The 14,622-nt window shown below is 73.7% G+C and carries 14 protein-coding genes; 5 read left to right on the forward strand and 9 right to left on the reverse strand.

All coding sequences use genetic code 11. The annotated features are described in order from the left end of the window. Positions 1-46 precede the first annotated feature (46 nt). The 8 genes from ACWCXH_RS31345 to ACWCXH_RS31380 form a co-directional block, all read right to left on the reverse strand. Complete coding sequence (locus ACWCXH_RS31345; protein ID WP_449804870.1) at positions 47-1,018, reverse strand: NAD-dependent epimerase/dehydratase family protein; 972 nt, start codon at positions 1,016-1,018, stop codon at positions 47-49. Positions 1,019-1,052: 34 nt separating this feature from the next. Continuing rightward, on the reverse strand, positions 1,053-2,156 hold the full coding sequence (locus ACWCXH_RS31350; RefSeq protein ID WP_449804871.1) for an alkene reductase: 1,104 nt from the start codon (positions 2,154-2,156) through the stop codon (positions 1,053-1,055). Between the two features lie 129 nt (positions 2,157-2,285). Continuing rightward, positions 2,286-3,233 carry a PfkB family carbohydrate kinase gene (locus ACWCXH_RS31355; RefSeq protein WP_449804872.1) on the reverse strand — a complete coding sequence of 316 codons (948 nt, stop codon included), beginning with the start codon at positions 3,231-3,233 and terminating at the stop codon, positions 2,286-2,288. 81 nt (positions 3,234-3,314) lie between these two features. Next, the gene (locus ACWCXH_RS31360) at positions 3,315-4,064 is read right to left on the reverse strand and encodes a CPBP family intramembrane glutamic endopeptidase (RefSeq protein WP_449804873.1); all 750 of its coding nucleotides are present in this window, start codon (positions 4,062-4,064) and stop codon (positions 3,315-3,317) included. A 7-nt stretch (positions 4,065-4,071) separates the two neighbouring features. Beyond that, the gene (locus ACWCXH_RS31365) at positions 4,072-6,624 is read right to left on the reverse strand and encodes an MMPL family transporter (RefSeq protein WP_449804874.1); all 2,553 of its coding nucleotides are present in this window, start codon (positions 6,622-6,624) and stop codon (positions 4,072-4,074) included. After that, the gene (locus ACWCXH_RS31370; protein WP_449804875.1) at positions 6,621-7,556 is read right to left on the reverse strand and encodes a class I SAM-dependent methyltransferase; all 936 of its coding nucleotides are present in this window, start codon (positions 7,554-7,556) and stop codon (positions 6,621-6,623) included. Before ACWCXH_RS31370 ends, ACWCXH_RS31365 begins: the two co-directional genes overlap by 4 nt. A gap of 108 nt (positions 7,557-7,664) precedes the next feature. After that, positions 7,665-8,243, reverse strand: a complete 579-nt coding sequence (locus tag ACWCXH_RS31375; protein ID WP_449804876.1) for a hypothetical protein — start codon at positions 8,241-8,243, stop codon at positions 7,665-7,667. Continuing rightward, on the reverse strand, positions 8,240-9,490 hold the full coding sequence (locus ACWCXH_RS31380; protein ID WP_449804877.1) for an aminotransferase class I/II-fold pyridoxal phosphate-dependent enzyme: 1,251 nt from the start codon (positions 9,488-9,490) through the stop codon (positions 8,240-8,242). The genes ACWCXH_RS31375 and ACWCXH_RS31380 overlap by 4 nt, the downstream gene beginning before the upstream one ends. 638 nt (positions 9,491-10,128) lie before the next feature. On the opposite strand from ACWCXH_RS31380, the gene ACWCXH_RS31385 reads away from it, so the two are divergent. The 3 genes from ACWCXH_RS31385 (at position 10,129) to ACWCXH_RS31395 (ending at position 11,654) form a co-directional block, all read left to right on the forward strand. After that, on the forward strand, positions 10,129-10,680 hold the full coding sequence (locus ACWCXH_RS31385; protein ID WP_449804878.1) for a TetR/AcrR family transcriptional regulator: 552 nt from the start codon (positions 10,129-10,131) through the stop codon (positions 10,678-10,680). Between the two features lie 154 nt (positions 10,681-10,834). After that, on the forward strand, positions 10,835-11,167 hold the full coding sequence (locus tag ACWCXH_RS31390) for a DMT family transporter (RefSeq protein WP_449804879.1): 333 nt from the start codon (positions 10,835-10,837) through the stop codon (positions 11,165-11,167). A gap of 28 nt (positions 11,168-11,195) precedes the next feature. Further along, the gene (locus tag ACWCXH_RS31395; RefSeq protein ID WP_449804880.1) at positions 11,196-11,654 is read left to right on the forward strand and encodes a DUF5360 family protein; all 459 of its coding nucleotides are present in this window, start codon (positions 11,196-11,198) and stop codon (positions 11,652-11,654) included. A gap of 108 nt (positions 11,655-11,762) precedes the next feature. Here the strand turns inward: ACWCXH_RS31395 and ACWCXH_RS31400 are convergent, their stop codons facing one another. Continuing rightward, positions 11,763-12,575, reverse strand: a complete 813-nt coding sequence (locus ACWCXH_RS31400; protein ID WP_449804881.1) for a class I SAM-dependent methyltransferase — start codon at positions 12,573-12,575, stop codon at positions 11,763-11,765. Between the two features lie 209 nt (positions 12,576-12,784). On the opposite strand from ACWCXH_RS31400, the gene ACWCXH_RS31405 reads away from it, so the two are divergent. Next, entirely contained in the window at positions 12,785-13,294 is a 510-nt protein-coding gene (locus ACWCXH_RS31405) for a DinB family protein (protein WP_449804882.1), read from the forward strand. Positions 13,295-13,431: 137 nt separating this feature from the next. Beyond that, the gene (locus ACWCXH_RS31410) at positions 13,432-14,577 is read left to right on the forward strand and encodes an NADH:flavin oxidoreductase (RefSeq protein WP_449804883.1); all 1,146 of its coding nucleotides are present in this window, start codon (positions 13,432-13,434) and stop codon (positions 14,575-14,577) included. Positions 14,578-14,622: the final 45 nt, after the last annotated feature.

A 14,622-nucleotide genomic window follows, 5' to 3' on the forward strand; every position in this document is an offset into this window, starting at 1 on the left:
ACGGCGAGGACGGCCTCGGCGTGGTCGGGGGACATGGGGGTGATGATCACCGGGTGTCCTGGTCGAGCGCGGAGAGGACGCGCGCCTCGTCCTCGGGGGTGAAGCCGTGGCCCAGGGGCGGTTCGCCGCGGGCGCGGTCCCAGGCGAGGACGTCGGCGGCGGTGGCCGCGAGCGGGGTGGCGGGCAGGCCGGCCGCGCGGGCGCGGGAGGCGTCGCGCTGCTGGCCGGACCAGAGCGGCTCGGCGCGGACCAGCGGGAAGAACGGCGGCGCGCTCTCCGGCGGCACCGGGACGACCTCGACCTCGGTGTCCGCGACCTCGGCGCAGGTGGCGATCAGCCCGCCCAGCGTGGTCGGTTGGGCCGGGCCGACGGCGTGGAACGCGCCCGGGCGGCCGTCCTGGAGGAGCCGGAGCACGAACCGGGCCAGGTCGCGCGAGTCGACCACCTGGACGGGCTGCTCCGGCCGCCCCGGGAGCGCGATCCGGCCGCCGCGCGCCGCCCGGCGCACCCAGTAGGTGAGCCCGCGCTGCTCGTCGTGCGGCCCGGCCACCTTGCCGGGCCGCACGATCGTCGCCCGTTCGCCGTAGCGGGCGACGACCTCGTCCTCGCACGCGACCTTGAGGCGGCCGTACGTCTCCTCGTCCAGCTGCTCGGCGTCGTGGAGCGGCGCCCGGCGCGGGGCGGACTCGTCCGAGCCCGGTGCGATGCCGGTGCGCTCGTAGACCGCGTGGCTGGAGATGAACAGGTACCGGCCGACGGAGTCGCCGAGCGCGTCCATCGCCTCGGCGACGTGGCGCGGGCGGTAGCCGCTGCAGTCCACCACGGCGTCCCAACTCCCTTGGCGGAGCGCGGTGTAGTCGCCGGTGTCGCGGTCGCCGGTGAGCCGGGTGGCGGCGGGGAACAGGCCGGGGTTGGTCCGGCCGCGGGTGAAGAGGGACACGTCGGCCCCGCCACGCAGGGCTTGGTCGGCGATGGTGCGGCCGACGAAGGAGGTGCCGCCGAGGAGGAGGATCCGCATGGGGCCGAGCCTACTGAGGCGGGTCAAGGGATTTTCAGCGCGCGGTGGGCAGGCGCGGGTAGTCGGTGAAGCCGGCGGCGCCGTGGGAGTACAGGTGGGTCGGGTCGACGGCGGCGAGCGGGGCGTCGACGGCGAGGCGCTCGGGCAGGTCGGGGTTGGCGATGAAGGCGCGGCCGTAGGAGACCAGGTCGGCCAGGCCGGCGGTGAGGACGGCCTCGCCGCGGGCGCGGTCGGTGGCGGCGCGGTTCTCGCCGACGTTGGCGATGAGCGGGCCGTGCCAGCGGGGGCGCAGGTCGGCGAGGGCGGGGTAGTCGTCGTTGTCGGTGAGGTGGAGGTAGGCCAGGCCGAGACCGGCGAGTTCGTCGAGCAGCGCCCGGTAGACCGGCGCCGGGTCGGCCTCGGCCATGCCGAACTGCGGGTTGCCGGGGGACAGCCGCAGGCCGAGCCGGTCCGGGCCGATGGCGGCGGCGACGGCGGTGACCAGCTCGACCGGGAAGCGGAGCCGGTCGGCGAGGGTGCGCGCGCCGTACTCGTCGGTGCGGAGGTTGGTGTTGTCGGCGAGGAACTGGTGGATCAGGTAGGAGTTGGCACCGTGCAGTTCGACGAGGTCGAAGCCGGCCGCGAGGGCGTTGCGGGCGGCGTCGACGTGGTCGGCGACGGCCTGGTGGATCTCCTCGCGGGTCATCTCGCGGGGGGTGACGGCGTCGGCCTTCGCGCCGTCGCGGACGTGCACCGGGCCGGGGGCGGGGACGGCGGAAGGGCCGGCCGGGACGTCGCCGAGCAGCCGGTTGAGCGGGTGGCCCTGGCGGCCGCCGTGCATCAGCTGGGCGACGATCCGTCCGCCGGCCGCGTGCACGGCCTCGGTGACGGTGCGCCAGCCGGCGACGTGATCCGGCGTCTCCAGACCGGGCAGGCGCCAGCCGGACTGGCCGGCCCGGCTGGGCCAGATGCCCTCGGTGACGATCAGGCCGGCGCTCGCGCGCTGGGCGTAGTACTCGGCGACGATCGGCAGCGGGGTGCCGTCCTCGGTGGCCCGGTAGCGCGTCATGGGCGCCATGGCGACGCGGTTCGGCAGGTCGAGCACACCGAGGCGGTAGGGGGTGAGCAGGGGGCTGGTGACGAGGTCCGTGGTGGTCATGACCGCACCGTAGAACCTGACACTGGTGTCAGGTTCAAGCGGTGGTCGGCGGCCGGGCCTCGGTGAGGATCAACTCCTCGACTTCGTCGAAGAGTTCCACGCGGACGACGGGAGTCCGTAGGCAGGACCCTAGGCCACCTCGGCCGTGGCCGCGTAGACGTCCGCGAGGCGGGCCGCGAAGGCGGCCGGGGTGAACAGGTAGTCCTGGCTGCCCGCCGATTCCAGGGCGTAGGCGGCCAGCACGCAGCCGGTCCGGGCGGCCTGTTCGTCGTCGAGCCCGTCGGCCTTCGCGGAGAGGAAGCCGGCCCGGAACGCCCCGCCGCCGCCCGCGCCGTCGGGCAGCCGGGAGATCGGCGCGGCGGGGACGGCGATGGAGGGGCTCGTGGCGTAGTCGATCCAGACGCCCTCCGGGCCGAGGGTGGTGGTCCACGCACCGACCCGGCGCAGGACGTCGGCCGCCGCCCACCCGGTGTGCTGCAGGAGGGCGGCGCGCTCGCGGCGGTTGGTGACCAGGTGGGCGGCGCCGGACAGGACGGCGTCGGCGCCGGCCCGGCCCAGCTGCTCGGTGCGGCCGGCCACGTCGACCAGGTACGGCAGGCCGCGGCGGCGGCACTCGGCGGCCCGGGCGGCGAGCACCTCGGGCTCGGCGGGGCCGAGGAAGACCAGGCCGACGTCCTCGGGCCAGCCCTCTGGGCCGGGGGCGTCGTCCTCGGCGAGGGCGCCGGGGTGGTAGGAGACGATGCGGTTGTCGTCGGCGTCGGTCGTGCGGGTGTAGCGGGCGGTGGCCAGGCCGGTGGAGACCCGGACCCGCGAGGTGTCGACGCCGACCTCCTCCAGGCGGGCCCGGTACTCGTCGAAGTCCCGGCCGGCCGCGCCGAGCAGCAGCGGCCCGCGGCCGAGCCGGCCGAGGCCGTAGGCGACGTTGGCGGCCACGCCGCCGTAGCGGACTTCGAGGTCGTCGACGAGGAACGAGAGTGAGAGGTGCTGGAGTTGGGCCGGCAGCAGCTGGCTGGTGAAACGGCCGGGGAAGGTCATCAGGTTGTCGATGACGATCGGGCCGGTGACGGCGATTCGCATGGGATGCCTGCCTCACCTGGGAGGGACTCGGGACGGGAACGCGCCGGGGGAGGCGGGGGTGGAGCGGATCGGTGGCGGGTGTCAGAGGGCCCAGAGGACCCAGGCCAGCAGGAGCAGGTTGGCGGTGCCCTGGGCGACGGCGCTCGCGAGTGCGGAGCCCGTCCAGGCGCGGCAGACGCCGAGTGCGACGCCCATCGCGAAGACGGACGGCAGCACCCCGCAGATCACCTGGACATTGAGCGGGTTGAGCCCGTAGTCGCCGAGGTGGACCAGGGCCCAGCCGGCCGAGGTGGCGGCGATCGCGACGAGCGGGCCGCGGGTGCGCGCGACGGCGTCGAACAGGACGCCGCGGTAGCAGACCTCCTCGACCAGCGGCACCAGGAGGCCCATGCAGAGCACCATGGCGATCCCGGCGACGGCCGGCTGCCCGGGCGCCATCTGCCGGAACAGCTCCGGGACGAGGGAGGTCCAGTTGTCGTGGCCCCGGCCGAACGCGGCCCGGGTGGCGAACACGGTGTCGGCGTAGGCGAGCACCACGAGGCCCGTCCCGGCGAGGGCGGGGAGGAAGCGGAACCGGTGCAGGCCGGCCGCCGCCCACTCGGCCCGGTCCAGGACGGCGACGACGGCGGCGCTCAGGCCGACCGAGAGCACCATCAGGGGCATCGACACCGCCCCGGCGATCCGGACGACGGCGAGCACGGCGAACACCCGAACGGCCGAGGAGAGCGGCGCGTGCCGGTGGTGCCGTCTGAGCCGGTGCAGGGTGCGAGCCCGCCCGGGGGTGGCGGGCGCGGGGGTGGCAGGCGCCACCACCGGGCGGTCCGCGGTCATGGCCGGCTCACCCCGCCTTCGCGGGGGCCGGCACGGAGGAGCGGCGCAGGCCGGGCAGCCACCAGTTGTAGCGGCGGAACAGCAGCAGCGTCGCCGGGACGAACAGCATCCGGATGAGCGTGGCGTCCAGCAGGACGGCGAGGCCGAGGCCGACGCCGTACTCCTGGAGCATGATCGTCGAGGAGAGCGCCATGGTGCCGAGGCTGCCGGCCATCACCAGGCCGGCCGCGTTGATCACCCGGCCGGTGTCGACCACCGCCCCGACGGTGGCGCGCTCCTGGTCGGCCCCGCCGCGCACCAGGTCGCGGACACGGGTGACCAGGAAGATCTCGTAGTCCATGCCCAGACCCATCATCAGCACGGTGAGGAAGATCGGCAGGTCGTCGATGACCGCCTTGTCGAGCCAGAAGTGGAAGACCAGCACGGTGATGCCGATCGCCCACACGTTGCTCATCATGATCGTCAGGATCAGCCGGATCGGGATCAGCAGCGAGCGCAGCGCGAACACCAGCATCACGAAGACGCTGACCGAGACGAGCCCGATCATCTGCCAGAAGCTGGAGTCGAGCGCGTCGCCGTACTGCCGGTCGACCTGGGTGGCGCCGCCGACCGCGAGCGGGCCGACGTCGCCGGCCGCGGCGGTGACGTCCTGGACCCGGTCGACGGTGTGCGCCGCGGCCTCGGTGTAGGGCTTGTCGGCCAGTTCGACGACGATCCGCAGGGCGCCGTCGTCGGACAGGTAGTCGCGGCGGACGTCCGGGCCGAGCGCGTCGAGGTCGGCGGCACCCATCGGGGTGCCGAACGGTCTGGTCACGGCGGACACCCGGGCGACGCCCGGTACCGCGGCCAGTTCGTCGGTGAGATCCGTGACGGCCTTGCGTCCGCTGTCGGTCAGCCGGTGCTGCCCGTCCACCACGCCGGCGTTCGGGCGGCCCACGACGAGGGTGGGCAGCACGGTGGCGTCGCCCCATTCGCGGGCCACGAGTTCGAAGCCCGTCCGGGAGTCGGTGGCCGGGCTGAGCGCGACCGGGTCGGCCGTCGAGCGGTGCTGGGCGGTGATCACCGCGAACGGCACGGTGACGGCCGCGAAGACCAGCACGATCGCCACCTTGCGGCGGCGGGCGAGGTCGGCGGCACGCTTCAGGTGGCGGCCGAGCGCGCTGCCGTGCTCCAGGTCGGACAGCGGGTTGCGGCCGAGCCAGAAGAAGCGGTCGCCGAGCAGCACCAGCAGGGCCGGGGTGAGCGTCAGCGCGGCGAGCAGCACGATCGGGATGCCGATCAGGCCGCCGTAGCCGAGCGGCGGGATCCAGTCCACCGGCGAGAAGAGCGTGGCGCCGAAGGCCAGCACCACGGCCACCGCCGCGAGCAGCATCGACTCGCCCGCGTGCGCGGTGGCGTGCACCGCGGCCTCCTCGGGCGAGCGCCCGGCCAGCCGCTCCTGCCGGTAGCGGGAGGACAGCAGCATGCTGTAGTCGACACCCGCGCCCAGCATCACGAAGTTCATGATGGTGATGGTGAACTGGGTGAGCGTCACCCCGTGTCCGAGCGCGAACAGCGCGGCCTGGCTGACGGTCATCGCGAGGCCGATCGCCGCGACGGTGAGCACGGCCGGCACGACGGCCCGGAAGAACAGCAGCAGGACGACGAAGATGATCACGTAGGCGACCGTCTCCATCAGCGCGTTGTCGTCCTCCGCCTTCTGGTAGGTGTCCTTGATCAGCGCCAGCTCGCCGGTGACGTGCGCCTCGACGTCCGGGCCGGCCCCGGCGGCCCGCTGGGCGGCGGCGATCGCCGAGCGCAGCCAGTCCACGTCCGGGTCGTGCCCTGCCTGCTTGGCGAAGCTGACCGAGACCAGGGTGGCCCTGCCGTCCTTGGCGACCAGCCGGTCCACGGCGTCGGCGGGCACCGGGACGGGGAAGGCGTGCCAGTCCGTCGCCTTGGTGAACGCGGCGGCGATGGGCTGGAGTCGGGTGTCGTCGGTGACCGCCGCCGCCTGGCGGGCCGGGTCGGCGAGGGCCGCCGGGATCTGGCCCGCCGCGACGGCGGCGTCCACCGCCTGCCGGCGGGCGTCCGGGCTCGCGGGTGTCTGCGCGGCGGCGAGCTGCTGGTCCACCCGGGTGCGCAGGCGCTTCAGGTACTCGGTGGTCGAGTCCCGGTACAGCGTGTACGCAGAGGTGGACTGCTGCACCTCGCCGGAGCGCACCCGCTCGGCGATCTGGGCGTCCAAGTCGGCCAGCATGGCGCGCAGTTGATCGCTTCGGACGTCCGGCGCACCGATCGCGACGACGGACTCGCGCTGGGAGCGGGCCGGGAACGACCGCTCGACGAGCTGGTCCGCGCGGGCGCTGCTGGTGCCCGGCACGACCTTGGACGCCCCCTGCTTGGTGAGGACGTCGTTCAGTTGCGAGGCGAACGGGAAGCACACCGCGATGACCAGCGCCCAGATGACGAGCACGGTCTTCGGGCGGGCGGTGAGCCCCCCGGCGAGGCGCAGCAGCCGGTGCTGCACCGCGCCGTGGGTGGTCTCCGCCGTCGGTGCGGGCGTGGCGGTGGTGGTCATGCGCTGCGGACTCCCTCACGGTGCCGGCCGCCCGGCCCGGTGCCGGTGGTGGCGCCCGGGTTGGTCCCGGTGACGACGACGAAGGTGTGGCGCAGCTCCAGTGCGCCGTGGCGGGCGACGTGCTCGGCCAGGCCCTTGCGGATCAGCTCCAGGGCGTGTTCCTCGCGGCTCTGGTCGACGGCGTCCTTGAAGCCGGCCGCCGCACCGGAGCGCTGGACCCACTCCAGGGCCTCCTCCGGGGTGGTGGCGGGCAGCACCTGGTGGCCGTCGCGCTGGACGTCCACGGCGAGGCCGGCCTTGGCGAACCAACGGGCCACGGTGGCCGCGTCCTTGGGCAGGTTGACCCGGATCATGCCGGTCAGCAGCGACGGGTCGGCGGTGAACACCTTCTCCAGCTGCTCGATCAGCGTCTTCAGGGCGTCGCCGCGGGTCTCGATGACGACGATCCGGCCGCCGGGGCGCAGCACCCGCTTGATCTGCTCCAGCAGCCTGACCGGCTTGCTGTAGCAGATCGCCCAGCCGACGACGACGAGGTCCGCGCTGTCGTTCGGCTTCGTGCGCAGGAACTCCTCCATGTCCCCTTCTTCCAGGGACACTTCGAGGTCCGGCGAGCGCATCGCCTCGGGCAGGACCTTGGCCCTGGCGACGGACAGCATGCCGGGGGACTTGTCGACGGCGCGGACGGAGCCGCGGCCCTCCAGCCTGCGGACGATCTCGTGGGTCAGGTGGCCGGTGCCGCAGGCGAGTTCGAGGACGTCGTCGCCCGGGCTGACGGTGACCTCGCGCAGGGCGGCGAGCGAGTGGACGCCCATGACCGGGCTGAAGTAGGTGTCGTAGCTGGAGCTCGCGGCGTCGTAGTCGGGCGTGGTGTCGGCGTTGGTCCGGCTCAGGGTCAGACGCAGGGCGCGGGCGGCGAGTCCGAGGCGGCTCATGGCTGGCTCCTTGGGGTCGGGACGGGCGGGTGCGGGGTCGGGGTGTGTCTTCGCTGTGGTGCGGGCTCGGTTCCTCGTGGGGCGGGCAGGTGCCCGGGGCTGGTGCGGCTATTCGTGTTCGGGTGTCGCGCGGGGCGCCGTGACGGGCCGGGACCGTTCGGCGACGAGCAGCAGCCCGCCGATTCCGGCGAGGGTGCCGAGCACGGCCGCCGTCGCCGCCGGGGCCGCGGCCGCCGCCACGGCCCCGGCGGCCAGTGCTGCGGCGGCCCCTGCTGTGGCCGCCGCGCGGGGAGCGCCGACGGCGACGGTGAGGACGGCCGCCGAGGCCGCCAGGGCCGCGCACCACGCGCTGCCGGAGGTCGCGGCGGCGGGCAGCGCGCCGCCGATCAGCAGCAGTCCGGCGGCCGGCGCCCAGTCGGGCCGGTGCCGCCGCGCCCGCCGGTGGAGCGCGGCGGCCAGCACCGCGAGCGCGGCCCCGGCCGCTGCGGCGACGTACCACGGCAGGTCGGGCGCGTGCCCGTCGCCGGGGGCCGGGCCCGCGCCGAGGACGGCGCCGGCCGAAGCCCCGGCCAGGGCGGTGACGGCGGCCCGGAGGGCGGGTGGCGTCGCCCTGCCCGGGGTGTTGCCGGTGGTCCGGCCCGGCGTGCCGCCCGTGGTGTCCACGGCCGTGCTGCCCGTGGTGCTCACGGCCGGGCTGCGGCGCCGGAGTCGGCGAGTTCGGCGAGCGCCTCGACCGCGTACCCGTCGTCGGCGTCCGGCTCGTCGTCGCCGAGGAAGTGCTCGGCCCGTGCGCCGAGCGCGTCCAGCACGCGGTCGAGGTGCTCGGTGGTGTGGGTGGCCATGAAGCTGAGCCGCAGTCGCGGGGACGCGGCGGGCGGGAGCACAGGGTTGGTGTAGACGCCGGCGTCGATGAGCTCCCGCCACAGCAGGAGGGTCTCGATGGTGCCGCGGGTGCGCAGCGGGATGACCGGGGTGGCGCTCTCGCCGGCGCTGATGCCCCGCTGGGCGAGGCCGGCGCGCATGTATTCGGCGTTGCGCTGGGCGCGTTCGGCCCGCCACGGTTCCTCGCGCAGGATGCGCAGGGCGGCCAGGGCGGAGGCGGCGCTGGCCGGGGTGGCCGAGGCGCTGAAGATCAGGCTGCGGGCGTGGTGCTTGAGGTAGTGGATGACGTCGTCGTCGCCGAGGACCGCGCCGCCGAGCGAGGCGAGCGACTTGCTGAAGGTGACGGTGATGAGGTCGACCCGGTCGGTGAGGCCGAAGTAGGAGCAGGTGCCGCGGCCCTTGTCGAGCACGCCGAGGCCGTGGGCGTCGTCGACGATCAGGCGCGCGCCGTGCCGCTCGCACACCTCGACGATCTCCGGCAGGGCGCAGAGGTCGCCCTCCATCGAGTACACGCCGTCGACGACGACGAGCTTGCCGGCGTTCTCGGGGACGGAGGCCATGACGCGGTCCAGCGCGGACGGGTCGTTGTGCCGGAAGCGTCTGAGCTTGGCGTCGCTGAGCCGGCCGCCGTCGACGATGGAGGCGTGCGCGTCGCGGTCGGCGAAGACGACGTCGCCGCGGCCGGCGAGTGCGCTGATGGTGCCGAGGTTGGCCTGGTACCCGGTGGAAATGACGGCGGCCGCGGGCTTGCCGTAGAAGTCGGCGAGCTCGGCCTCCAGCCGGTCGTGCAGGGCCAGGTTGCCGTTGAGGAACCGGGAGCCGGTGCAGGAGGTGCCGAACTGCTCCACCGCCCGGACGGCGGCCTGCTTGACGCGCGGGTCGGCGGTGAGTCCGAGGTAGTTGTTCGACCCGCACATGACCAGTTCGCGGTCACCGAGCGTGACCGTCGTGCCCTCGTTGCCGGTCAGCGGCAGGAAATACGGGTAGATCCCGGCCGCCATGGCATCGCGGGCGGCCGTGTAACCGGAGACTTTCGAGAATATGTCCACCATATTTCCCTCGAATTTAATGGGCGGTGCCCCGGCGGGCCCGGGCGCCGTGATTCACGGGCGCGCCGAACACGAAATGTCATGGACACCCGACCGCGTGCGGGCAGGTGAAAGTGCCACGGGTGCGGGAGAACGGCCCGGGTTGGGGACGGCGCGCCGTTGCGCTGTGCCCGGGCTCCGTGCACCCGGTCGTACCGGTGCTCGGCAGACGATCGGTGAAGGATGGTGGGAGGACGGTCGACAGGGTCAACGTCCAGCGTGGGAAGACTGCTTGGCTGCTCGCCGGTCAGTGCGGCAAGGGTCGTCCGCAGGCGTGCCGACCCTTGCCGGACCCACGCGGACGCAGCTGGGTCCGCCTGGTTCGCAATGATCCCCCGTGGATGTCGAAGAGCGTTCCCCCGGGCCCGGGGGAATTCCCGGGCCGCCTTTTCGATCATCGTGCGCATCAAACGTGAGACCGCAGACCGGTGGAGCTTCCGCCGTTTCTCCACCGTCGGCCGAGGAAACGAAAGCATGCGCGATGGAGGCTGTCAACAACCATTCGGCGGTGGCGTGTTGGGGTTTCTGTCCGGTACTCGCCGGTCTGCTAGGCTGCGTCCGACCGTCTGGACGGTCTGTAACACGGAGAGAGGGAACCACCGGTGCGTGATCAACTGCTCGACGCCGTCGAGCGGCTTCTGGTGCGAGGGGGTGTCGACGCGGTGCGCCTGGACGCCGTCGCCGTCGAGGCCGGCGTGAGCAAGGGCGGGCTGCTGCACCACTTCCCCAGCAAAAGGGCGCTCGTCCAGGGGGTCGTCGAGCGCCTCGCGGACCGGTTCGAGGCCGTACTGCCCGGTCCTGACGCGCCTGCCGGCGCGTTCGCGCTCGCGTGGCTGGACGCCAGCATCCCGGCGGAGTCGCCCGCCGGGGACACCGGCGGCGCCGACCAGGTGCCGGTGGCCCTGCTCGCCGCCGCCGGCGGACCCGAGGTGCTCGACGTGCTGCGGGAGCGCTACGACGAATGGCAGAGGCGGCTCGTCGACAACGGGCTGGATCCGGCCGTTGCGACGCTCGTACGGTTCGCGGTCGACGGTTGGTGGACGTCCCGACTGCTCGGTCTCGCGACGCCGCATGACGACCTGCATCGACGGATCCGCGCACTGCTCGTCGAACTCACCCGGCAGGGAAGCGAGTTCGCACAGCAGGCGGACTGAGCCGACGAGACCTCGGACAGGACACGCGCCGAGTTCACACCGCACGACCTGAGTTCACACCGCACGGACCCGGGCGATCGAGGGGTCGCCCGGCCGGTCGACCCGGGCAGGACCACCCTGCCCGGCCGAGTCACGACGACGGGGGACGGACGGCATGACGGCATACCTTCTGGTCGGAGCGGCGATCTGCGCCGAGGTGACGGCCACCTTGGCCCTGCGCGCCTCGCACGGCCTCACCCGGCTGATGCCCAGCGTGGTGGTCGCGATCGGCTACATCGCGGCGTTCGTGCTGCTCGCGCAGGCGCTCAAGTCGCTGAACGTGGGCCCGGTGTACGCGGTCTGGTCCGGCCTGGGCACCGTCGGCGCCCTCGTCGGCGGGGTGGTCGTGTTCGGCGAGCCGGTCAAGCCCGCCTCGGTGGCCGGGGCGGTGCTGGTCGTGGCCGGCGTCGCGGTGATGTACCTCGGCGGGGGAATGAGTCACGAATGACGGCATGACCAGCGGCAGAGGAGTCCGTATGCGTGCCACGCCCGTCCAGCCCGCTCCGCCGGCGGCCCCCGCCCGGAGCCGGGTGCTGCGCTTCACGAAGGCGTCGATGGTCGTCACCGACATCGGCTTCCTGGTCTACTGGGCGGCCACGCTGCTGGCCCTCATCCCGGCCGAGTACGCGTACAAGGACTACGACAACCCGGTCCTGAGGGACTGGAACTACTCGTTCGTGCTGCTGGACGTCCTCGCGAGCCTCACCGGTCTCACCGCGCTGCGGCTCGGCCGCTGCGGCGCGGTGGGCGGGGCCCGGCCGCTGATGCTGGTCTCGCTCGCGCTGACCAGCACGGCCGGGCTGCAGGCGGTCGCGTTCTGGGCGCTGCGCGGGGACTTCTCGGTGAGCTGGTGGCTGCCGAACCTGTTCCTGCTGCTCTTCCCGATCCCCGGCGTCGTGCACCTGGTGCGGCGGATGGCGGCCGCCGCAGGGTGAACGCCGGGCTGAACCCGAGCGGCCGGTCCGCCCGTTCCTGCTGATGGTGGTGCATTCCGTGCCGCCATCACCAGGGGCGTTCCCGGCGCTGTGCGTCCGACCGGACGCTCAGGGGCGATCGGCGGTGACGACGTGGTAGTCGAGCAGACCGTCCCGCCAGGCGGTGAGGAAGTTGCGCGACCAGTGCCCGGGCGGGACGGTGTCCGCCAGGTAGCGGTCGAAGCCCGGCCACACGTCCGCACCGATCGACTCCGCGGCGACGCCGGTGAACCCGGCCTCCGCGAGGTCGGCGGTGAAGCCGTCGAGCGGGTGGGCGACGTCCAGTCCGTCGGCGAAGCTGCCGAGCAGGATGCTCAGCCGCTCGGCGACCTCCGGGCCGGCGGCGGTGAAGAACGTCGTCACCACCAGCCGCCCGCCGGGCCGCAGCACCCGGGCCGCCTCGTGGGCGAAGCCCGTCAGCTCGCGGAAGTGCTGGGCCGCCTCGACGGAGTACAGGCCGTCCAACGAGTTCGCGGGGAAAGGGAGTTCCTCGGCCGAGCCGAGGGAGTAGGCGAGCCGGTCCGGGTACGTCGCGAGCGCCTTGGCGTTCACCGCGCGGGCGCGCTCGATCTGGTCCGGGTGGATGTCGACGCCCGTCACGGCCGCGAACCGGAACTCGCGCAGCGCCAGCGCCGCGCCCAGTCCGCGCCCGCAGCCCACCTCCCCCAGCCGCAACTGCTCGCGCGGCTCCGGGAACGCGCGCAGCACCCGCCGGTACAGCTGCTCCTGGCTGTGCACCCGCTCCTCCGGCGTCGGCGCGGTGAGGTCGATCCCGTGCCAGTCACCGAAGTTGATGAAGCCGCCCGCGAAACTGGCGGCCCGGCTCAGATCGTTCGTGCCGTACGTCCGGCGCACGGTGGGTGGGATCCGGCTCTGGTCCATGGGTCGTCCTGCCTTCGGTGGGTCGTCGGCGCGCCGCTTGCCGGGCGCGCCGCAGTACGTACCCCAACCGACCCCGGGGTGAACGCTGTGGAGCCGGGTGATTACGCAGTGGCGCCGGGGAAACCCGGTGCCCGGCGGGACCGGTGTCTGCTACGGTCCGCGGTGATCTTGCGAGCAGGGGATCCCTGTTCAAGGAGAGGGGAAGAGGCATGGACACCGACAACCGCCCCAGGCCGCCGCTGGTCGGCGGCGAGCGCGAGATGCTGCGGGGGTTCCTGGACTTCCACCGGGCGACGCTCGCCATGAAGTGCGAGGGTCTGACCGACGAACAGCTGCGCCTGCGGTCCAGCCCGCCGTCCACCCTGAGCCTGCTCGGGCTGGTGCGGCACATGGCGGAGGTCGAGCGCACCTGGTTCCGGCGGGTGATCAACGGTGAGGACGTCCCGCTCGTCTGGTCGGCGGAAGGCGACTACCAAGCCGCCTACGACCCCACCGGCGCCACCCGCGCCGAAGCCTTCGCCGCCTGGCAGGCCGAGGTCGAGCACTCGCGCCGGATCGAGCGAGAGGCGCAGTCCCTGGACGTGATGGGCTACCAGCCGCGTTGGGGAGAGACGGTATCGCTGCGCCTCGTGATGCTGCACCTCGTCCACGAGTACGCCCGCCACAACGGGCACGCCGACTTCCTGCGCGAGGGCATCGACGGCACCGTCGGGGCGTGACCGCGGGCGCCGCCGGGCGTCGTGGCGCGGATCACAGTGGCGTTCGCGCCGCCGGTGAAATGCGGAGGCCGTCGAAGTGGTTGGCACGGACAACCGTTCACGTCCCTGTGCACCACCGGTACCCACGAGGAACCTCCATGACCGTCACCGACCCCGCCGCGTCCGCCGACCCCGCAGCCTCCCGCGCGGCAGAGATCCTGTCCCGGCCCGTCACGCTCAACGGACTGACCGTCCCCAACCGCGTCGTGATGGCGCCGATGACGCGCAGGTTCTCCCCGGGCGGCGTGCCCGGCGAGGACGTGCGCTCGTACTACGCCCGCCGCGCCGCCGCGGGCGTCGGCCTGATCGTCACCGAGGGGACGTACGTCGGCCACGAGTCCGCCGGCCAGGCCGACGACATCCCGCGCTTCCACGGCGAGGAGCAGCTGGCCGGGTGGGCCCGTGTCGCCGAGGACGTCCACGCGGCGGGCGGCACCATCGTGCCGCAGCTCTGGCACATCGGCATGGTGCGCAAGCAGGGCGACCCGCCGTTCGCCGGCGCCCCCGCCGTCGGCCCGTCCGGCATCCGCCTGGACGGCACCGAGGGCACCGGCCGCGCGATGACCCGCACCGACCTCGACGACGTGATCGGCGCCTTCGCCGAGGCCGCCGCGGCCGCCGAGCGCATCGGCTTCGACGGCGTCGAGCTGCACGGTGCCCACGGCTACCTGCTCGACCAGTTCCTGTGGGCCGGAACGAACCGCCGCACCGACGCCTACGGCGGCGACCCCGTCGCCCGGACGAAGTTCGCGGCCGAGATCGTCGCCGCGGTGCGCGCGGCCGTCTCGCCGGAGTTCCCGGTGATCTTCCGCTACTCGCAGTGGAAGTCGGAGAACTACGACGCCCGCCTCGCCGAGACCCCGGAGGAGCTGGAGGCGATCCTCACCCCGCTCGCCGAGGCCGGCGTCGACGCCTTCCACGCCTCGACCCGCCGCTACTGGGTCCCCGAGTTCGACGGCTCGGACCTCAACCTGGCCGGCTGGAGCCGCAAGCTCACCGGCCGCCCGGCCATCACCGTCGGCTCGGTCGGCCTCGACGGCGACTTCGTCCGCGCCTTCCAGGGCGAGGGCGCCCCCGTCCAGGGCATCGACAACCTGCTCGACCGCCTGGAGCGCGACGAGTTCGACCTGGTCGCCGTCGGCCGCGCCCTCCTCCAGGACCCGCAGTGGGCCGCCAAGGTCCTCGCCGGCCGCTTCGCCGACCTGCGCTCCTACGACGCCGCCGCGGTCCGCACGCTCAGCTGACCCGGCACGCCACGAGGCCCCGGCCGCCCGCGCGGCCGGGGCCTC

This window comes from Kitasatospora sp. NPDC001660 (assembly GCF_053596725.1).